Origin of the sequence: Streptomyces sp. NPDC013157 (genome assembly GCF_042899865.1) — a bacterium.
In the GTDB taxonomy this organism is placed as follows: Bacteria; Actinomycetota; Actinomycetes; order Streptomycetales; family Streptomycetaceae; genus Streptomyces.
Window position 1 is genome coordinate 1,110,402 of the sequence record NZ_JBIBAK010000001.1, and the last position, 20,247, is coordinate 1,130,648.

Consider the following 20,247-nt stretch of genomic DNA (forward strand, 5'->3'; position numbering starts at 1 on the left):
CTGACGATAAACACTCCCTTCGGTACTCACTCCGACGGCTGATCCACTTCGCTCCGGCGTGCGCCCTCCGGTTCATTCCGGCACGCGTTCTCGACTCGGTCGTCCTTTCGCCGCGGCCGTGACGCCGCAGGGGCTCGCCTTTATCTCTGCGCAAGCTCACATCCCCAGCTGCAGGCCGTCCGCGGCCTCCTCGACCATGGCCAGGCCGAGCCGGCTGACCCGCACCGAGAAAGGCGCACCGGCGACCCGCAGCCCGGTCAGGCCGAGTTCGCCCAGGGGCGCGCTGTGGGCCGGGCGGAGGGTGACGGTACCTGCCGGGGCGTCGGGGCGGATGCCGGCGAGCGTGGTCAGGAGCAGGATCCCGGCAGCGGCGGCCGTGGCCGCCGGGCGGCAGGCCGCGGGGTGCGGAAGGGGAGCACTGCCCTCGCCGCGCTGCTCTCCGGCGAACATCTCCGGCAGCCGGTGGTCGAAGTGCTCAGCCGCCGCCAGCAGGCCGCGCAGCAGCCCGCCCGCCTCCTTCTCGTAGCCGGCGGCGGCCAGCCCGGCGACGGCCAGTGCCGTCTCGTGGACCCTGACGGCGCCGGACCGGTGTCCGAACGGGCTGTGTCCCGCCTCCTTGGCTCCCAGTCCGCGCAACCCCCACCCCGAGTCCATGGCCGGTCCGCCGAGCAGCCGGGCGAGCTGCTCGGTCTGCACCTTGTCGAGCAGGCCGACGGCCAGTTCGCCCGCACCGAGCAGGCCGGTGTCGAGCAGGTGCACGGCGGTGGAGCCGAGGTGGGTCAGGGGACGGCCGTCCGGGGTCAGGGCCGCCGCGGGACGGCCGCCGCCCCGGTCCTCGACCCAGAAGTCCGCCCGGAACGCCTTCCTCAGCTCCGCAGCCCACTGCCGCAGCCCGGCGCTTCCGGGCCGGTCGAAGGCATCGAGGAGGTCGGCGCCGAGCAGAGCGGCACGGTGGGCGTGGGCCTGGGTCTCGCCACGCGTGGGGCCGCCGGGCTGCGGGTCGCGGAGGTAGGTCTGGTCACCCACTGCGGTGCGCAGCCAGGCCAGGCAGCGCTCGGCGGCGGGCAGCAGTTCCCGCGTCTCCTGTTCCGGGAGTCCCCAGCGGCGGGCCTCCGAGAGCAGGACAGGGAAGAGCAGGGTGGCCTCCGTCCCCGTACAGCCCGGTGGCAGGTGCGCTCCGGCGTCGCGGCGCGGGCCGGGGATCATGCCGGTCCGCGCTCCCGGACCGCGGAGTTGGGTGCGGGCCAGCGTACGCAGAGTGCCGGCGGCGAGACGGGTGCCGAGGGGCAGGGCCATCCGGGCGGCGGCGAGTGCCTCGGCCGGGGCCAGACCACACCGCCACGGCGCCCCGGCGGCGAGATAGCAGTCGGTGGGGTGCGCGGGGTCGCGGAGCAGCAACGCCTGGAGGTCGTCGATGCCGGCCCTGAGCAGGACCGTGGCCCGCGGATCGTCGCCGGTGGCTCTGGCCGGTACCAGCGGGCTGGTCGCGGCGCGTCCCACGGCGCGCAGGGGGCTCGCGCCGTCCGGGCGCACCCGCAGCTCCACGCTCGCCGTTCCGCCCGGCGGCAGCTCGAACTCCCAGCGCAGCAGTCCGGCCGAGGCCAGCGCGTCGGACGGTGGCGGGTCCGCCGTGACCGAGGCGTTGCCGGCAGGCGTGGTCCAGCGGAGGCCGGAGTCGTGGACGCTGGCCGGGATTTCGGGTCCGGGGACGCCGGAGGCGATGGCGCTCAGGTCGGCCAGGTCCGTACCGAGGGCCGCCTCCAGAGGCAGGCGCAGGGGGTGGGGTGCGCAGTTGCGCAAGGTGATGCGCTCCGTGCCGTCGGCGTGCCGGATCCGTTCCACGACGACGTCCGGATCCGGTCCCGCCGCCGGAGAAACCCGGAGCGTGCCGACGAAACGGGCGGAGTCCGCCCCTGTCATCCGGGCCTGCACGGCGAGCGGTTCGCGGCCCGCGACACGGACCTGACAGCGCGCGAGCAGCCGTCGGCCCGCGCGGTAGAACCCTTCCAGCCCCTGGCCGGTCAACTGACCGTGTTCCGTGGAGATGGCGAGGCCGGGCAGCGCGACGCAGATCAGGGCGGCGTGTGTGGGCGGCAGCCCGCCGGCGCCGCCCGGGGCCGGGGGAACCGGTCGGGCGGGGGAGGGCCGGGATACGCGCCCGCGCGGTTGCGCGTGGCCGAGGCTGCCTTCCGCATTCGGCGGCCAGGGCGGCCCGTCCCGCAGGCGGCGGTTGTCGGTGGCGGTCAAGGGCGGAGTCGGCTGATGCATGGGCAGGCTTCCTCTGTGCGCTGTGCGCCCGTGACGTGCCGGGCGCCGGGCGGAGGGCTCCGGAGGGACGGACGGCGGCACGGCCCGTCCAGTCGTTCCGCCACTCAGGTGAACGGAGACGGACTCCTCCTGGTCACGCCCCCGCCTGCCGAAGCCGATCGGATGCCGGTGCGGTGCCGCGTCGTTCGAATCGGCCGGCCTGCGCCTGCGACCGCGAACGCCCTGGTGCGGCAGGCCGATGCGGCGCCTGCCGGAGAGCGGATGGTCACGGTGCCGTGCCCCCCCCGACGAGACTCCGGGCCCAGCGGCCGACAGCACCGGCCCAGGTCCGGCCGGCTGCCGCCCGTGCCCGTCCCCCGTTCATTCGTCCGCCCCGTTGCGACCGGCCTCCGATCGCCTGCCCTCCTGCGCGGCCCGGCCGCCGCCTGTCTCACTCCGCTCCGCCTCCTCCGCCGCACGCGTGCGCGTGCGGCCAGGCCCGGCGGCGCTGGGGCGGGTGTGCCCCGAGTGCACCTGTCGCGGCCGGGTTCCGGCCGGTCGCGGCCGGCGGTCGTCGGCGGGGTCTCCGGTGCGTCGAGGGCGGCCACGGCGGGTGCCGGAAGCGGCGGCCGACAAGTCGTCGGCATGGTGGTGAGGCGGACCGGCGTCACCGACTGCCGCGATCCCGTCCGCCGGCACGCGGCCGACGCGGTCCGTGAGTTCGATCCGCTCCGTGCGGTCCGTTCGTTCCTTCCGCAGGCAGCGGCGGATCGACTCCGGGTCCAGACCCTCGTTGCAGGCCTGGTGGAGCAGCTTGGCGAAGAGGTAGTCGGGGTCAGCGCCCAGGGCCATCGCGAAGGCCTCCCGTGCCTCCAGGTCGTCACCGGTCGACCACGCGACCCATCCCGCCAGCGTGAGCGGAGCGGCGGCGTGTTCGCCGTAGGGGCCGACGCAGCGGCGGGCCAGGGCTCGCCACAGCCGCAGGGCCGGGCCCGCCGCGTCGCCCTCCATCCAGACGGCCGCGCGGTCGCGGGTCGTGCGGTCCTGCAGTCCGAGAATCAGCGTCGCGGCCTCGTCGTGGGAGAGCAGGGTGTCGTCGCGGGCATCCGCCTGGTGGGTGCCGGACACGGGGGTGGTGGCGGCATACCGGTCGATGACCCGTTCGGCGAGGGCCAGGGTCTCCTCGGCCACGTCCGTGCGGAACGTGTCGTCGAGGATGCGGGGCACCAGTGCCATGCCTGCGCTGTCCAGGGCGATCTCCTGCTCCAGCAGGGCGCCGGACTCCCAGGGGAGCAGCCTGGCCCGCAGCTCGCGCAGGCTGCCGCGCACCTGGATCCCGGCGTAGGTCGCGGCGGCCGCGAGCACGGAGGTGCCGGGCAGGCCCATGGGGGCGCCGTCGGGCGGACAGCATGCCTCGGTCGGGCAGCAGTACGACCAGAAGCGGCCGTCCGAGACGCACAGTGCCTCGATCACCGGTACGTCGAGCCGACCGCACTCGACGCGCAGCAGCTGGGTCAGCGGCGCGAGCCGCTGCATCACGTCCCGGCCCGATTCGCCGGGCGCCGGTTCCTGGCAGACGTAGGCGACCATCTGCTCGGGCCGGGCTCCCCGGCGCTCGCCGCCGGTCACCAGGCCCTGTGCGAGCTGGCGTGCGGCCGACTCCCAGTCGTCCTTGTTGGCGGGGATGCCGAGCCGGGCGCGTCCGCCGAAGCGGCCGCGGCCGGCGCGGTCGTGGAGGGCCACCAGGACCATGCTGTCCTCGGGGCGGTACCCGAGCAGATAGGGCAGCGCGTCGGCCAGCTCGGCCGGGGTGCGCAAGGTGACCTGGGTGTCGTGGGCGGACGGTCCGAGGGGGACCGCGCCTCGGGTGATGTCGCCGTTTTCGGAGGGTCCGGTGGTTTCGCCGTGATTCGTCATGCGCAGACGATCTCCCGGATCTCGCGATTCCGGTTGGACCTGTGGATAAGTTGAATCAGGGACACGACAAAACCATGTCCGGTATCCACAGGCTCGCCCGGCTGTCGGTCCCGTCCTGTTGTATGGGACGCATGGAGCACACGAGCAACGCGGAACTGCGGACCCGGGCGGACGCCGTCCTCGCCCGTCTCGTCGGGGACGACACGGGCGCCGCCCGGCTGCGCGAGGACCAGTGGCGGGCGATCGAGGCGCTGGTCGCGGACCGGCGCCGGGCCCTGGTCGTCCAGCGCACGGGCTGGGGCAAGTCCGCGGTGTACTTCGTGGCGACCTCGCTGCTCCGTGCCTCGGGCGGTGGCCCGACGGTGATCGTCTCGCCGCTGCTCGCGCTCATGCGCAACCAGGTGGAGGCCGCGGCCCGGGCCGGCATCCACGCCCGCACCATCAACTCCTCCAACACGGAGGAGTGGGAGTCGATTCAGGCGGAGATCGCGGCCGGTGAGGTCGACGTCCTCCTCGTGTCCCCGGAGCGGCTCAACAACCCGGACTTCCGCGACCAGGTCCTGCCCAAACTCGCCGCGGCAACCGGACTGCTCGTGGTCGACGAGGCCCACTGCATCTCCGACTGGGGCCACGACTTCCGGCCGGACTACCGGCGGCTGCGCACCATGCTGGCCGACCTGCCGCCGGGCGTGCCGGTGCTGGCGACCACCGCCACGGCCAATGCACGCGTGACCGCCGACGTGGCCGAGCAGCTCGGCACCGGAGGCGCCTCGGACGCGCTGGTGCTGCGCGGGCCGCTGGACAGGGAGAGCCTCAGCCTGAACGTGCTGCGGCTGCCGGACGCCGCGCACCGGATGGCCTGGCTCGCGGACCACCTGGACGAACTGCCGGGTTCGGGCATCGTCTACACGCTCACCGTGGCCGCGGCCGAGGAGGTCACCGCGTTCCTCCGGCAGCGCGGGCATCCCGTGGCCTCGTACACGGGGAAGACGGAGAACGCCGACCGGCAGCAGGCGGAGGACGACCTGCTCGGCAACCGGGTGAAGGCGCTGATCGCCACCTCGGCGCTCGGTATGGGCTTCGACAAACCCGACCTCGGGTTCGTGGTGCACCTCGGCTCGCCCTCCTCCCCCATCGCCTACTACCAGCAGGTGGGCCGTGCGGGCCGCGGTGTCGAGCACGCCGAGGTGCTGCTGCTGCCGGGCAGGGAGGACGAGGCGATCTGGGACTACTTCGCCTCGCTCGCCTTCCCGCCGGAGGACCTGGTGCGTCGCACCCTGGACGTTCTCTCCCGGGCCGGCGGCCCCGTGTCGCTGCCCGCGCTGGAGCCGCTGGTGGAACTGCGCCGCTCACGGCTGGAGTCCATGCTGAAGGTCCTCGACGTGGACGGCGCGGTCAGGCGGGTCAAGGGCGGCTGGGTCGCGACCGGGCAGCCGTGGACGTACGACGCCGACCGGTACGCCTGGGTGGCCAGGCAGCGCGAGACCGAGCAGCAGGCGATGCGCGAGTACGCGGCCACGCCGGACTGCCGGATGGAGTTCCTGCAGCGCCAACTGGACGACGAGGCCGCGAAGCCCTGCGGCCGCTGCGACAACTGCGCGCAACCCCGCTTCACGGCCGACACCACCTCGGCCGCGCTGGACGCCGCGCGGGTCGACCTGGGCCGCGCCGGCGTCGAGGTGGAGCCCCGCCGGATGTGGCCGACCGGACTGCCGGCGATCGGCATCGATCTCAAGGGGCGCATTCCGGCCGGTGAACAGGCATCGGCGGGACGGGCCTTGGGACGGTTGTCGGACATCGGCTGGGGCAATCGGCTACGACCGCTGCTCGCTCCCCAGGCCCCGGACACGCCTGTGCCGGACGATGTCACCCGTGCCGTGGTGGACGTGCTGGCGGACTGGGCGAAGGGACCCGGCGGCTGGGCTCCGGGCGCGACCGACCCGCAGCCGCGCCCGGTGGGTGTCGTCACCGTCGCCTCGCGTTCCAGGCCCCGGCTGGTTCACTCCCTGGGCGCGCGCATCGCGGAGGTCGGCAGGCTGCCTCTGCTGGGTTCCGTCGAGTACGCGGGCGAGGCGTCCCGGGTCTCGCGCAGCAACAGTGCCCAGCGCCTGAAGGCCCTCGACGGTGCGCTGACCGTGCCGCCCGGCCTCGCCGCCGCCCTCTCCGAAGCCCAGGGGGCGGTCCTGCTGGTGGACGACTTCACTGAGACCGGCTGGACCCTGGCGGTGGCGGCGCGCATGCTCCGCAGGTCCGGGGCCCGGGGGGTGCTGCCCCTGGTCCTCGCCGTTCAGGGCTGACCGACCCGCTGCTGTTCGAATGCGGCGCCGGGTGCGACGTACGAACGTGCCGCGCTCGAACGTCCCAGGGGTCGCCGGGCACATCAACGGGTAGGGATATAAGCCACGCACCACCAGATAACAGTCGGTGGGCCCATTTGCTCGTTGCCGCATCCAAGTTCGACAGCAAGAATTGAGGTCCGCTCCCCGCACGGCTCGCCCGTGATCCGGTTGGGCTTTTGCTGCGGTGCGCGCGGCCCCGAATCCGATCTCGCCCGCAGTGTGGGCGCGTAGCCGAAGGGAGGAACGTGACCTTCGGATTCGCTCCGTCCTCGGCGGCATCGTTCTCGACGTCCGCATCCGCCGCGTCCGCCAGCCGTCTGCTCGAGCCCGCGGAATGGGCCGACGCCGGAATACCGCTGCTGCGCAATCCCCGCGAAGTCGTCAGCGGTCTGCACACCCGGCATCGCCCCCGTCCGGGCACCGCGGTCGTCGCCGTCCTCGATCCGGAGGAACGGCTGTGTGCCAGCGCCTCCTTCGGCCGGCGCGCGGCCCCGGCCGACGGCTGGATGTTCCGCAACGCGCTGCTGGCCCAGCTGCGCCGGGTCATCCCGCACGACCTGCGCCGCCGTACTCCGGTGCGGACCGCCGTACTGCTCTACTGCCGCGAGGGGGACTCGCGTTGGACCGAGGAGGACGGTGCCTGGATGTGGGGTCTGCGGGACGCGTGCACTCTGCACGGGCTGCGCTGCGGGGCGTACATCACGCTGACCCACGACGGCTGGCAGGTGCTCGGCGAGGGCCGCGGCGGACGGCGTCCCAACGCCGACTCGCCTCCCGAACCCTTCGCCCTGTCCGAGGCCCCGCCTCTGTCACCGCGTACCGGCGGCGCCACCTCCGAGGTACTGCGCCGCGCGGCCGCCCGCTGAACGCCGGCCCCTGCAAGGGAGCACCGAGCGGGCACGCCCCGCCGGGCACGGCGCCCTGAAGTCGCCCTATCGGGTGCTCGGCAGTCACACCGCGCCTCGCACCGGAGCGGACGTCCCGCCGCTCCCCGTCGAGCAACCCGAGAGATCCGGCCCGGTGCCCGCGCTGCCGGATCCTCCGCCCGCCCCACGGCGACCGCCACGACGGACAGCGGCTCCCGTCCGTCGTCCGGGCATGCCGAAGGCGCCACTGTGCGGGTCACCGCCGCGGCTCCTTCGGTACCTCCGGAGTCCCGGAGGCGCCGGAGGCAGCTCAGACGCCTGCGCCCAGCACCGAGTTGATGCGCTGCGGGTCGCCGCAGACGATCAGCAGGGCACCGGCCCGGGACAGGGCCAGCGGCAGGGCGGTGGCGGCGACGGTGTCGGGGCCGCCGTTGACAGCGACGACGACCACGGAGCGGGTCACGGCACGGGAGGCGACGGCGGCGTCCGCGTAGAAGACGTCGTCGCCCGCGTCGTGCTGGGCCCAGTAGGAGGCTTCGCCGAAGGACAGCTCGTGGTCGGCCCACGGATGCTGCGCGCCGGTGGTGATCACCAGCACGTCGCCGGGGGCGCGACCCGATTCGAGGAGCAGGTCCACTGCTTCCTCGGCCGCGTCGAGAGCGCTCTCGACCGAGGCCGGGATCAGCTGGATCTGCGGGGCCGCCGCTGCCGCGGCGGGGACGGCCGGGCCGGGCTGGCCTGGCTTGGCCACGTCACGCGGCGTGCGCTGCACCGGCGGCGTGGGCCGCAGAGGGCCGGGACGACCGGGACGCGACGGAGCCGCGGGGCGGGGGCCGGGTACGGGACGAGGGGTCGGCGCGGTACGGCCACTGGCCGGAGTGGCGCGGGGACCCTGGGCACTCTCGTGAATCTGAGGCTCCTCGGGAATGAGAGGCATGAGCTGATATTTATCAAACGTTGGTGCAGGTCACGTGAACCGGGTGGCACAACCGTGCGACCGGAACGTCAGAAATCGAAGCCGAGCTGACCCTCGATCTCCGGAACGCTTCCCTCCGCCCAGCTGCGGACCTTCTTGAGGTGCCGCCACTGGGGCAGCGCATCAAGATACGCCCACGACAACCGGTGGTACGGGGTGGGGCCCCGCTCCTCCAGTGCAGCCTTGTGCACGGGCGACGGGTACCCGGCATTGTCCGCAAATCCGAAGTCTGCATGGTCGATACCCAGTTCGGCCATCATTTTGTCGCGCTGAACTTTGGCGATCACCGAGGCAGCGGCCACAGCCACACACGATCGGTCACCCTTGATGACCGTGCGCACCCGCCACGGGGTACCGAGGTAGTCGTGCTTCCCGTCGAGGATGACCGCGTCGGGGCGGACGGGCAAGGTCTCCAGGGCGCGGACCGCCGCGAGTCGCAGTGCGGCCGTCATCCCGAGGTCGTCGATCTCCTCCGGCGAGGCATGCCCGAGGGCGTAGGACGTGACCCACCCCCGCAGCGCCTCGGCAAGTTCCGTACGTCGCTTGACGGTCAGCAGCTTGGAGTCGGTGAGGCCCTCGGGCGGTCGGCGAAGACCGGTGACCGCGGCACAGACGGTGACGGGCCCGGCCCAGGCGCCGCGCCCCACCTCGTCGACACCGGCAATGACCTTGGCTCCGGTCGTGGCGCGAAGGGAGCGCTCGACGGTGTGAGTAGGCGGTTCGTACGGCATGGCGCCCTTAGGGTACGCCGCGCTGATCCCCGAGCGACACCCCGGCCTCCCGGACGGCGCCGGGGACCGCCGGAGCCGCGGCTCACACCCCGCGTGACAGCAGCAGCGGAAGCATGAACCGATCGATCATCTCCTCGATCTCCCGGTCGCTCCATTCGCTTCCAGAAATCTTGTTCCGGTACATCATCATCGCCGGAATGGCGTCGATGACATAGCCGTTGGCCGCGTCGGTGCGCACCTCTCCCCGCTCAATACCGCGGGCGACGACGTCACCGATCAGCCGGATCGTCGGCCCCACCACCCCGTCGAAGATCACGCCATGGAACCGCTCGACCTGCAGTGGATCGCATTCGTGAATCACGGAGCGCAGCGCGAAGCCGGGGCGCGAGAACATCGCGTCCCGGGCCTGCCGGCACAGGGCCAACAGGTCCTCGCGCACGCTTCCGAGGTCGGGGGCCTCCTCCAGACGTGGCAGGCCGGCCTGCAGCGCGTCGGCGACCAGTTCCTCCTTGGAGGGCCAGCGGCGGTAGACCGCGGCCTTCCCGGTCTGGGCGCCGGCGGCGACGCCCTCCATGGTGAGGCCGTTCCAGCCGACAGTGCTGAGCTGCTCCAAGGCGGCGTCCAGGATCGCGCGTTCGAGGACCGCACCGCGCCGACGAGGGGAGGCCGCCTGGGGAGCAGCGGCAGTCCAGCGCGAGGTAACCATCTGATGTTTCTCCAGCGAGCGAGGGGAAGCGGGAAGTCCGGAGCGGGGGGGCGCGGCGCGCGACGGCAAGGGGGACGCGGCACACGAAGCGCAATTAAGTGAACGCTTGCGTTCTCTATCGGGGACTCACTACCGTTGACGCGACAGTGAACGCTGCCGTTCACTAACACCTTCATGGGGGATCCATAGTGACAACCTCTCAACTGATACCGGACCAGAAACCAGGTGCGGCCCGCCGGCAGGGGCGCCCCGGCATCGCGCTCACCGTGATTGCCGCGTGTCAGCTCATGGTGGTACTCGACGCGACGATTGTGAACATCGCGCTCCCGCACATTCAAGAGGCGCTCAAGTTCAGCACCACGGACCTCACGTGGGTGGTCAGCGCCTACACGCTCACCTTCGGCGGCCTGCTGCTCCTCGGCGCGCGGGCCGGCGACATCCTCGGCCGACGCCGGGTGTTCATGACCGGCATCCTGCTGTTCACCTTCGCCTCACTCCTCGGCGGACTCGCCCAGGAACCCTGGCAACTGCTCGCCGCCCGCGCCCTCCAGGGAGTCGGCGGCGCGATCGCGTCGCCGACCTCGCTGGCGCTGATCACCACGACCTTCCCCGAAGGCCCGGAGCGGAACCGGGCGTTCGGTGTGTTCGCCGCCGTCTCTGCGGGCGGCGGGGCCATCGGCCTGCTGGCCGGCGGCATGCTCACCGACTGGCTCGACTGGCGCTGGGTGCTGTTCGTCAACGTACCGATCGGGCTGCTGATCGCCGCCCTCACCCCGCAGTACATCAACGAGTCCGAACGGCACCCCGGACGGTTCGACATCGCGGGCGCGCTGACCTCCACCCTGGGCATGGCCGCCCTGGTCTACGGCTTCATCCGGGCCGCGGAGGACGGCTGGCGCGACAGTCTGACACTCGGGTCGTTCGCCGCCGCGGTGGTCCTGCTGCTGTCCTTCGTCTTCATCGAGACCCGGGCGAAGGAGCCCATCACCCCGCTGCGGATGTTCGCCGACCGCAACCGCTCCGGCACCTATGTGATCATGCTCAGCCTGGCCGCCGCGATGTTCGGCATGTTCTTCTACATCGTGCTGTTCGTGCAGAACGTGCTGGGCTACAGCCCGATCAGGGCCGGTCTGGCCTTCCTGCCCGTGACGGCGGCCATCGCCGTAGGCGCCGGGCTCTCGCAGCGGTTCCTGCCCGTCCTGGGCCCGAAGCCGTTCATGATGACCGGTTCGGCGCTCGTGGTCGTCGGACTCACCTGGCAGACGTTCATCAAGCCCGACAGCTCCTATCTCGGCGGAATCCTCGGGCCCATGCTGGTCTTCGGCTTCGGCATGGGGCTGAACTTCGTGACGGCGACCGTCACCGCGGTCTCCGGTGTCGACCAGCACGAGGCCGGGGCGGCTTCCGGGCTGCTCAACGCCATGCAGCAGGTCGGCGGTTCGCTCGGTCTGTCCATCCTGACCACGGTGTTCGGTTCGGCCAGCAAGGACGAGGCGAAGAAGCAGCTGCCGAAATTCCTCGCCGACGGTTCGCCGGAGCAGAAGGCGGCGTTCACCAAGACCCATCAGCTGCCCGCGCCGTGGGGACACGAGGTGCTCGCGCACGGCATCTCGACCGCGTTCGTCCCCGCCGCCGTCATGGCCGGGCTCGGGCTGCTCACCGCCTGGCTGGTGATCAAGGTCCGCAAGAGCGACCTCGAAGCGCTCGCCGGTACGGCCGGCCCGGGGATGGGCTGACCCCACCAGGTCCGTGCAGAGCCGCGGATGGCCGGACCTCCGCCAGGGGACGGGCGGCAGAGGCAGAGGTCCGGCCATCTGCGTCCCGGCCACTCGCCTCCCGGCCATCCGCATCCAGGCCGTCGGCGCCGCGATCACGAGCACGGCGCACACCATCGGAAGAGCCGACCCGGCCCACACGCCCCACACCTCCCCCGCGACTACGCCTTCCGCCCGCCCCGGCACATGCGCCGGATGGGACGGCTGCCCGGAAAACGCCTGACGGTCACGCAGAGTTCCCGCCAGGTACGGAGAGTCTCTTATGTGGATCGCGGGATTCAACTTGGGCCAGAGGGGACGGGCGGCCTCGGACCGACGAAGCTTCGCCATGGCACGCTTCGACGGTCCTCGGACGCGGAGCCCGCCTCGAGACGACAGCGCCCGGCCTCGGCGCACGTCTCCGATGTCTCAGGAGCGGCGCTGCCTCGCGGTTTTCCCCACGAGCCGGCTCCGCAGGGGCACCGAACCGCGTTATTGCCGCACGCGGTGCGAGCCCGGCCTCAGCCGGTCACCCGCCGACGCCGGTCCCGGCCCCCGTCGGCACCCATTCCGGCAGCGCCTCCGCCCGCTCCGCCCACGCGGCCGGCGGCGCTCCCGCGCTGCCGCCCGCGAGCACGCCGCCCACGATGGCGCAGGTGGTGTCCACGTCACCGCCCACCTGGGCGGTCGCCCAGAACGCCGTCTCGTAGTCGCCGAGGGCGCGTGCCGCCGACCAGAGCGCGAAGGGGACGGTGTCATGGGCCGTCGTACGGCGTCCGCAGCCCAGGACGGCCGCGACGGTGCCCGCGTCGGCGTAGTCGAGCATGTCGCGGGCGCGCCGCAGGCCCTGGCCCACGGCGCTCTTGGGGACGAGGGCGACGACCCCGTCGAGGAGCGCCTCGGGGCTCGGCGGGCCGTCGGGCGCGGCCGCGAGGGCTGCGGCGGCCGCCACGGCCATGGCACCGGCCACGGCCTCCCTGTGCTGGTGTGTGGGGTAGGCGGAGATCTCGGCCTGGTGCGTGGCCTGCTCCGGATCGTCCGCGTACCAGGCGCCCAGGGGTGCGATCCGCATCGCCGCGCCGTTGCCCCAGGATCCCCGTCCCTCGAAGAGCCCGGCGGCCAGCTCGCGCCAGTCGCCGCCTTCCCGGACGAGGCGCAGCAGGCGGTTGACGGCGGGGCCGTAGCCCCGGTCGAAGTCGTGGTGCGCGGCGAAGGAGTGGGCCAGCGCGTCCTGGTCGATGCGGTGGTGCGCGGCCAGGACGGCGACGACGGAGCAGGCCATCTCGGTGTCGTCGGTCCACTGCCAGGGAGCGGGAGGCAGCTCCCGTCGCTTGAGCAGCGGGTAGTTCACCGGCACGAAGAACTGCGAGCCCAGCGCGTCGCCGATCGCGAGTCCGCGCAGGCTGGCCAGGGCGCGCTCCAGGCGCCCCGGGGTCGGGGAATCGAAGGAGGAGGTCATCGCGGTCAGCCTAGCCGCTCATCCAGTAGGGCTCCGGGTCCCGCCAGCGGTCGAACGGCTGGTTGAGCGCGTACTTGCCGTCGTCTCCGAGAACGAGCATCCGCATCTCGGCGTTCCCCGGGTTGGAGAGCGACTCGAACTCCGCGACGGTCCAGTGGAACCAGCGCATGCAGAACAGCCGCATCGCCAGGCCGTGGGTCACCAGGAGCACGTTGGGCGGGTGGTCCGGCGCCTCGAAGCTGCGGAACAGGCTCTCCAGGAAGCCGCCGACGCGGTCGTACACGTCGGCCCCGGACTCACCCTGCGGGAAGCGGAAGAAGAAGTGTCCGTACGCGTCCCGGTACGTCTTCTGCAGCCGCACGTCGTCGCGGTCCTGCCAGTTTCCCCAGTCCTGCTCGCGTAGCCGGGGCTCCTCGCGCACGCGTATGAGATCCGGGTCGAGGTGGAAGGCGCGGAGGGTCTCGTGTGTACGCCGGTAGGGCGAGACGTACACGCTGACGCGCTCCTGGCCGAAGATCTCCCGAACGCGCTTTCCGGTCTCTTCGGCCTGCCGCCGGCCCCGCTCGGTCAGGGCCAGCGCGTGGTCGGGTTCCCGCTCGTACACGGAGTCGTCGACATTGCCGGTTGACTCGCCGTGCCGGACAAGGACGATGCGCCGTGGTCGTGCCATGCCAAAACCCTAGATCGAGTGACGAAAAATCGAGCACTCGGATGGCCCCCATACAGCGCAGGTCACACACATCTGGGTTGGAATTTCAAACGATCCAGCTCGGCTCGAGCTCCACGATGTCACCCGTGAGGGCCGCGATGTCGGCCTCCGTCTGGGCGCGCAGCGCCAGCCGCTCCACCCGTTCGGTGCGGTACTTGCCGTGCTCGGCGGCCGACCGCCACATCGAAAGGATCATGAACTCGTTTTCGGGCGCCTCCGCGAACATGCCGCGGATCATGCCGGGCGAGCCGGCCATCGCCGGGTTCCAGACCTTCTCCTGCATCAGCGTGAAGTGCTCGACCCGCTCCTCGTGGACCCGGCAGAGAGCCACCCGGACCAGGTCGCTGTCCGTGAACCGTGGTTCGAAGCCGGTCTTCACGTCGAACCGGTACTCGAACAGCTTCACCTGTCGGTCCTTGTACGTGCCGAACTGGGACGCGGCCAGGCGGTCGTGCGAACGCGCCATGAAGGAGTCGTAGAAGGCACGACTCTCCCAGAAGGCGAAGATGTGCGCCACTCCAGGTCGCTGCCGACTCCAGCCCCCGCCCTGTCCCCGAAATCCCGGCTCCCCCGGAAGCCCCGCCCATTTCCGCTGCCCCCGCTCGAAGCCCCGGCGGTCAACCACGGTGCAGCGAATCCACTTGACCAGCACCGCGCCATCGTAAGGCCATGGGGCGTGGCGTCGGTCACGCTCCGGCTGAGATCACCCGCGCATACGCCCCCGCGCGCGTGGCACGATGGACAAAGAGCCTTGGCAAAACATCAGTTGGGGCAGTGACCTCTAGGGGGAAGGGGACGCGTGGTGAGCGGTTTCAGCAAGGCGATCCGCAAGGTCGAGGTCGCGGTGAAGTGGGATCCCAGCCCTTCCGGACAGCCGCCCACCGATCTCGACGTCGTCGCCGGGACGTTCACGACGGCCGAACCGTACGGAACTCCGGCCTATCTCGTGCACTTCGACAGCCGTTCGCCCGACGGCACGATTTTTCTCAACCGGGACAGCCAGGACGGCAAGGGCTTCGGCTGGGACGAGGTGATGACGCTCGAACTGGACCGGCTCGACAGCCGGTACGCGCGCGTGGTCGTCGGAGTCGTCATCCAGCAGCGGGCCACGCACCGGACGTTCGTGAACGTCCTGAACCCGGCCGTCCGCGTCCGGGAGGGCTACAACGTACTGGCCGAGGACGACTTCGGCTCGGTTCTCGGGGCGACGGCGGCCACCGTCGCGGAGTTCGTACGCGACGGGTCCGGCGACTGGGGTTTCCGGCCCGGGCTGCACGGATTCGAGGACGACCCGGTGGTCTTCAGCCGGGAGATGGGCGGACTCGGCCGCCCCTGACAGCGGACGACCGCCCGTGACAGCGGAACAGTAAGGGGCGCCGGCCACGGCCGGCGCCCCTTACTTCACGTCACATCGACTCGTCAGCTGCAACCGCTGGTCGAGCCGCATCCCTCGCAGATGTAGCAGGAACCGGCCCGCTGCATCTTCGTACCGCAGGAGAAGCAGAGCGGGGCGTCGGCCTGGATGCCCAGCTGCATCTCCACCAGCTCGGCGCTGGTGTGCGCCTGCTTCGGGGCGGCCTTGGCCGCGACGGCCTCGGTCCGCGGGGCGGCGACGGCCTTCAGCTCCTGGGCGCGCGGCGCCGACTGGGCCAGGCCCTCGACGTCGACGTCGTCATCGTCGATGGACGGCTCGTACGAACCGGTCTCCAGGTGCCGCTGACGCTCCTCGGCGGAGTGGATACCGAGCGCGGAGCGCGTCTCGAACGGCAGGAAGTCCAGCGCCAGGCGGCGGAAGATGTAGTCGACGATCGACTGCGCCATCCGCACGTCCGGGTCGTCCGTCATGCCGGCCGGCTCGAAGCGCATGTTGGTGAACTTCGAGACGTACGTCTCCAGCGGCACGCCGTACTGGAGGCCGACGGAGACCGCGATGGAGAAGGCGTCCATCATGCCCGCGAGGGTCGAGCCCTGCTTGGACATCTTCAGGAAGACCTCGCCCAGGCCGTCGTCCGGATAGGAGTTGGCCGTCATGTAGCCCTCGGCGCCGCCGACGGTGAAGGACGTGGTGATGCCGGGACGACCCTTCGGGAGGCGCTTGCGGACCGGGCGGTACTCGATGACCTTCTCGACCGTCTCACGGATGGTCGCCTCGGTCTTCGCGGCGACCTCCTCCTTCTCCTTCTCCTTGGTCTTGGCGGAGAGCGGCTGGCCGACCTTGCAGTTGTCCCGGTAGATCGCGAGCGCCTTGACGCCGAGCTTCCAGGCCTCGAAGTAGATCTCCTCGACCTCCTCCACGGTCGCCGTCTCCGGCATGTTGACCGTCTTGGAGATGGCGCCGGAGATCCACGGCTGGATCGCGGCCATCATGCGGACGTGGCCCATCGGGGAGATGGCGCGCTCGCCCATGGCGCAGTCGAAGACCTCGTAGTGCTCGTGCTTGAGGCCGGGGGCGTCGATCACGTTGCCGTTCTCGGCGATGTGGGCGACGATCGCCTCGATCTGCTCCTCCTGGTAGCCCAGGCGGCGCAGGGCCTGCGGGACCGTGCCGTTGACGATCTGCATCGAGCCGCCGCCGACCAGCTTCTTGAACTTCACCAGGGCGAGGTCGGGCTCGACGCCCGTGGTGTCGCAGGACATGGCCAGACCGATGGTGCCGGTCGGGGCGAGGACGGACGCCTGGGAGTTACGGAAACCGTTCTTCTCGCCGAGGCGGACCACGTCCTGCCAAGCCTCCGTGGCGGCGGCCCAGACCGGGGTGTCCAGGTCGTCCATGCGGACGGCCACGGTGTTGGCGTCGGCGTGCTGCTGCATGACGCGGTTGTGGGCGTCGGCATTGCGGGCGTAGCCGTCGTACGGGCCGACGACCGCGGCGAGTTCGGCGGAGCGCTTGTAGGCGGTGCCGGTCATCAGGGAGGTGATGGCACCGGCGAGGGCGCGGCCGCCGTCGGAGTCGTAGGCGTGGCCGGTCGCCATCAGCAGGGCGCCGAGGTTGGCGTAGCCGATGCCGAGCTGACGGAACGCGCGGGTGTTCTCGCCGATCTTCTGGGTCGGGAAGTCAGCGAAGCAGATGGAGATGTCCATCGCGGTGATGACCAGCTCGACGACCTTGGCGAAGCGCTCGACCTCGAAGGACTGGTGGCCCTTGCCGTCGTCCTTGAGGAACTTCATGAGGTTCAGCGAGGCGAGGTTGCAGGACGTGTTGTCCAGGTGCATGTACTCGCTGCAGGGGTTCGAGCCGTTGATCCGGCCGGACTCCGGGCAGGTGTGCCAGTGGTTGATGGTGTCGTCGTACTGGATGCCCGGGTCGGCGCAGGCCCAGGCGGCCTCGGCCATCTTGCGGAACAGGCTCTTGGCCTGGACCTCCTCGATGACCTCGCCGGTCATCCGGGCGCGCAGACCGAACTGTCCGCCCTGCTCGACCGCCTTCATGAACTCGTCGTTCACGCGGACCGAGTTGTTGGCGTTCTGGTACTGGACGGAGGTGATGTCGTCGCCGCCCAGGTCCATGTCGAAGCCCGCGTCACGCAGGGCGCGGATCTTCTCCTCCTCCTTGACCTTGGTCTCGATGAAGTCCTCGATGTCGGGGTGGTCGACGTCGAGGATGACCATCTTGGCGGCGCGGCGGGTGGCGCCGCCGGACTTGATGGTGCCCGCGGAGGCGTCGGCGCCGCGCATGAAGGAGACCGGGCCGGAGGCGTTGCCGCCGGAGGAGAGCAGCTCCTTGGAGGAGCGGATGCGGGAGAGGTTCAGGCCGGCGCCGGAGCCGCCCTTGAAGATCATGCCCTCTTCCTTGTACCAGTCGAGGATCGACTCCATGGAGTCGTCGACGGACAGGATGAAGCAGGCGGAGACCTGCTGGGGCTGCGGGGTGCCCACGTTGAACCACACGGGGCTGTTGAAGCTGAAGATCTGGTGCAGGAGGGCGTACGCCAGCTCGTGCTCGAAGATCTCGGCGTCGGCGGGCGAGGCGAAGTACTTGTGGTCCTCACCGGCCTTCCGGTACGTCTTCACGATGCGGTCGATCAGCTGCCTGAGGCCGGTCTCGCGCTGCGGGGTGCCGACGGCACCGCGGAAGTACTTGCTGGTGACGATGTTGACCGCGTTCACCGACCAGAAGTCGGGGAACTCGACGCCACGCTGCTCGAAGTTGACCGAGCCGTCGCGCCAGTTGGTCATGACGACGTCACGGCGCTCCCAGCTCACCTCGTCGTACGGGTGTACGCCGGGGGTGGTGTGGATGCGCTCGATACGCAGTCCCTTGGTGGCCTTGGCGCCCTTCGCGCGGGAACTCCGTGCCGGACCGCTCGCCGTCTCTGTCATGCCGCCTCCCTGTACGGGCTAAAACGCCCTGAAATGCCACGATGTTCCCGTGGCACGCTGTTCTGTTTTCGCGTCGCGAGCACGCTGAGCCGCCCCCGCGACAAGTCCTGGATCGCCGTCCGACAACCGGATCCGGGTCCTCCGCCCGGTCCGGTCCGCCCGTCAGCCGGCGATGTCGACGGGCGCGGGCACCCGAGTGGGCCCGCCTGGCCCGTGATCGTCCTCCTGGCCCCCCGTTCCCGCGTCTTCGTCGTCCGCGACGGGGTCCTGGGCCGCCCGCCTGAGCTCCGCGATCGCGGCCTCGAAGTCCTCGAGCGAGTCGAACGCCCGGTAGACGGAGGCGAATCGCAGGTAGGCGACCAGGTCGAGCTCCTGCAACGGGCCGAGTATGGCCAGCCCCACGTCATGGGTGGTCAGCTCGGCGCTTCCGGTGGCCCGCACCGCCTCCTCGACCCGCTGGCCGAGCTGGGCGAGTGCGTCCTCGGTGACAGGCCGTCCCTGACATGCCTTGCGCACGCCGTTGATGACCTTGGTACGACTGAATGGCTCGGTGACTCCGGACCGCTTGACCACCATGAGCGAGCAGGTCTCCACGGTCGTGAAACGACGGGAGCAGTCCGGACACTGGCGGCGCCTGCGGATCGACGTGCCGTCGTCGGTCGTACGACTGTCGACCACACGGCTGTCGGGGTGCCTGCAGAAGGGGCAGTGCATGATCTCCAACCCTCCTCACAGCAGACTCAATAGCCTCGATGGGCCACATGGGCCCCTCGAAGCAGCCCCAAGCATAGGCGATCTCAGAGAGACCGGAGACCCGGGGGACCACAACTTGTGGGCTGCTGTAGCAATCCAACCACTAGATGTGGTGATTGGCAGATACATCACCAGGTTGCGCGTGTCGCACACGTACCGCTAGGGCGGATACGGAGATACCGTGGGCGCCGCACGGAGGTCACGTGCGACTCCGGCGCAGATGGGGACGGACATCCCGGTCGGCGGCGGCCCGGATGGCAGACTGGGCACACCCACAAGGCCGTCCCCCGGCGGTGAAGAGTACAACGATGGTCTCTTTTGCCTGCCGGGTACCGCGTGAGCCATACACCCGGACATGCGATCACGTACGGTGAACCGCGTTTTTTCACTCGAACGTGTGTTTGGCGCAACCTTTCGAAAGCAACTACCGTTGTCCAGCAGGGAGACCATCGAGAGGGGCCGACGTGACCACGACCGCAGACAGTGCCACCATCACCGCCCAGGACCGCTCCCAGGGCCGAATCGACCCGGTGCATGCCATGAACGAAGCCGTGAATCCCGAGGGACACAAGCGTTCCCTGCCGGGCCGACCTCCAGGCATCCGGGCGGACAGCTCGGGCCTCACCGACCGGCAGCGCCGGGTGATCGAGGTGATCCGGGACTCGGTGCAGCGGCGCGGCTACCCGCCGTCGATGCGGGAGATCGGTCAGGCCGTCGGCCTGTCCAGCACGTCCTCGGTGGCGCACCAGTTGATGGCACTGGAACGCAAGGGCTTCCTGCGCCGCGACCCGCACCGCCCGCGCGCCTACGAGGTGCGCGGCTCCGACCAGGCCGTGACCGTGCAGCCCACGGACACCGCCGGCAAGCCCGCCGCGTCGTACGTCCCGCTGGTCGGCCGGATCGCCGCCGGTGGGCCGATCCTCGCCGAGGAGTCGGTCGAGGACGTCTTCCCCCTCCCCCGGCAGCTGGTCGGTGACGGCGAGCTGTTCGTGCTCAAGGTCGTCGGTGACTCCATGATCGAAGCCGCGATCTGCGACGGCGACTGGGTCACCGTCCGCCGCCAGCCTGTGGCCGAGAACGGCGACATCGTCGCCGCCATGCTCGACGGCGAGGCCACCGTCAAGCGCTTCAAGCGCGAGGACGGCCACGTCTGGCTCCTCCCCCACAACGCGGCCTACGAGCCGATCCCCGGCGACGACGCCACCATCCTGGGCAAGGTCGTCGCGGTACTGCGGCGCGTGTGACGCCTGCGGCGGGCGGCCAATCCCGCCCGCCCTCCGATCGGGCCCCGGGACCCCTGCGCCGGTTCCGGGGTCCTGCACTGTCCGGACCCCGGCGACCACCTGCCCCGGATCGGGGGTTGGGGGGGGGCGGGGCGGGGGGGCCCCCCCCCGCCGACAACGCCCCCCCCGCCCGCGCCCCCGCCGCCCGCCGGGGCCCCGCGGCGATGGGCGCCCCCGCCCGGCGGGG

The 20,247-nt window shown here is 71.2% G+C and carries 15 protein-coding genes; 5 read left to right on the forward strand and 10 right to left on the reverse strand.

Annotated elements, in window-relative coordinates:
- Window positions 1-156: 156 nt before the first annotated feature.
- Window positions 157-2,268, reverse strand: a complete 2,112-nt coding sequence (locus tag ACFY6U_RS04935; RefSeq protein ID WP_390035090.1) for a glycogen debranching N-terminal domain-containing protein — start codon at window positions 2,266-2,268, stop codon at window positions 157-159.
- A 360-nt stretch (window positions 2,269-2,628) separates the two neighbouring features.
- On the reverse strand, window positions 2,629-4,164 hold the full coding sequence (locus ACFY6U_RS04940) for a DUF4192 domain-containing protein (protein WP_390035091.1): 1,536 nt from the start codon (window positions 4,162-4,164) through the stop codon (window positions 2,629-2,631).
- A 131-nt stretch (window positions 4,165-4,295) separates the two neighbouring features.
- Between ACFY6U_RS04940 and ACFY6U_RS04945 the strand changes: the two genes are divergently transcribed.
- Both ACFY6U_RS04945 and ACFY6U_RS04950 read left to right on the forward strand, forming a co-directional pair.
- Window positions 4,296-6,461, forward strand: a complete 2,166-nt coding sequence (locus ACFY6U_RS04945; RefSeq protein ID WP_390035092.1) for a RecQ family ATP-dependent DNA helicase — start codon at window positions 4,296-4,298, stop codon at window positions 6,459-6,461.
- Between the two features lie 287 nt (window positions 6,462-6,748).
- The gene (locus tag ACFY6U_RS04950; protein ID WP_390035093.1) at window positions 6,749-7,369 is read left to right on the forward strand and encodes a hypothetical protein; all 621 of its coding nucleotides are present in this window, start codon (window positions 6,749-6,751) and stop codon (window positions 7,367-7,369) included.
- A 310-nt stretch (window positions 7,370-7,679) separates the two neighbouring features.
- Here ACFY6U_RS04950 and ACFY6U_RS04955 read toward each other — a convergent pair whose 3' ends face one another.
- The 3 genes from ACFY6U_RS04955 to ACFY6U_RS04965 all read right to left on the reverse strand — a co-directional run bounded on the left by ACFY6U_RS04955 (window position 7,680) and on the right by ACFY6U_RS04965 (window position 9,782).
- Window positions 7,680-8,306, reverse strand: coding sequence for a hypothetical protein (locus ACFY6U_RS04955; RefSeq protein WP_390035094.1), 627 nt, complete (start codon window positions 8,304-8,306; stop codon window positions 7,680-7,682).
- A 68-nt stretch (window positions 8,307-8,374) separates the two neighbouring features.
- A complete protein-coding gene (locus ACFY6U_RS04960) occupies window positions 8,375-9,076 on the reverse strand; it encodes a ribonuclease HII (protein ID WP_293989591.1) in 702 nt (233 codons plus the stop codon).
- Between the two features lie 82 nt (window positions 9,077-9,158).
- Window positions 9,159-9,782, reverse strand: a complete 624-nt coding sequence (locus ACFY6U_RS04965) for a TetR/AcrR family transcriptional regulator (protein ID WP_390035095.1) — start codon at window positions 9,780-9,782, stop codon at window positions 9,159-9,161.
- 188 nt (window positions 9,783-9,970) lie between these two features.
- On the opposite strand from ACFY6U_RS04965, the gene ACFY6U_RS04970 reads away from it, so the two are divergent.
- Window positions 9,971-11,518 (forward strand): MFS transporter, encoded by a 1,548-nt coding sequence (locus ACFY6U_RS04970; protein ID WP_390035096.1) that lies wholly within the window; start codon window positions 9,971-9,973, stop codon window positions 11,516-11,518.
- 547 nt (window positions 11,519-12,065) lie between these two features.
- Here the strand turns inward: ACFY6U_RS04970 and ACFY6U_RS04975 are convergent.
- From ACFY6U_RS04975 to ACFY6U_RS04985, 3 genes are all read right to left on the reverse strand, one after another.
- Window positions 12,066-12,995, reverse strand: a complete 930-nt coding sequence (locus tag ACFY6U_RS04975) for an ADP-ribosylglycohydrolase family protein (protein WP_390035097.1) — start codon at window positions 12,993-12,995, stop codon at window positions 12,066-12,068.
- 10 nt (window positions 12,996-13,005) lie between these two features.
- Window positions 13,006-13,665, reverse strand: a complete 660-nt coding sequence (locus tag ACFY6U_RS04980; protein ID WP_390035098.1) for a histidine phosphatase family protein — start codon at window positions 13,663-13,665, stop codon at window positions 13,006-13,008.
- An 85-nt stretch (window positions 13,666-13,750) separates the two neighbouring features.
- The gene (locus tag ACFY6U_RS04985) at window positions 13,751-14,356 is read right to left on the reverse strand and encodes a YdbC family protein (RefSeq protein ID WP_351484843.1); all 606 of its coding nucleotides are present in this window, start codon (window positions 14,354-14,356) and stop codon (window positions 13,751-13,753) included.
- A gap of 150 nt (window positions 14,357-14,506) precedes the next feature.
- Between ACFY6U_RS04985 and ACFY6U_RS04990 the strand changes: the two genes are divergently transcribed.
- Window positions 14,507-15,040, forward strand: coding sequence for a TerD family protein (locus ACFY6U_RS04990; protein WP_390035099.1), 534 nt, complete (start codon window positions 14,507-14,509; stop codon window positions 15,038-15,040).
- A gap of 83 nt (window positions 15,041-15,123) precedes the next feature.
- On the opposite strand, the gene ACFY6U_RS04995 is transcribed toward ACFY6U_RS04990, so the two are convergent.
- Window positions 15,124-18,024, reverse strand: coding sequence for a vitamin B12-dependent ribonucleotide reductase (locus ACFY6U_RS04995; protein WP_390035100.1), 2,901 nt, complete (start codon window positions 18,022-18,024; stop codon window positions 15,124-15,126).
- Window positions 18,025-18,186: 162 nt separating this feature from the next.
- A complete protein-coding gene (gene nrdR / locus ACFY6U_RS05000; protein ID WP_390035101.1) occupies window positions 18,187-18,738 on the reverse strand; it encodes a transcriptional regulator NrdR in 552 nt (183 codons plus the stop codon).
- 503 nt (window positions 18,739-19,241) lie between these two features.
- Here nrdR and lexA point away from each other — a divergent pair.
- Window positions 19,242-20,021 carry a transcriptional repressor LexA gene (gene lexA, locus ACFY6U_RS05005; protein ID WP_132893616.1) on the forward strand — a complete coding sequence of 260 codons (780 nt, stop codon included), beginning with the start codon at window positions 19,242-19,244 and terminating at the stop codon, window positions 20,019-20,021.
- The last annotated feature ends 226 nt before the right edge of the window (window positions 20,022-20,247 follow it).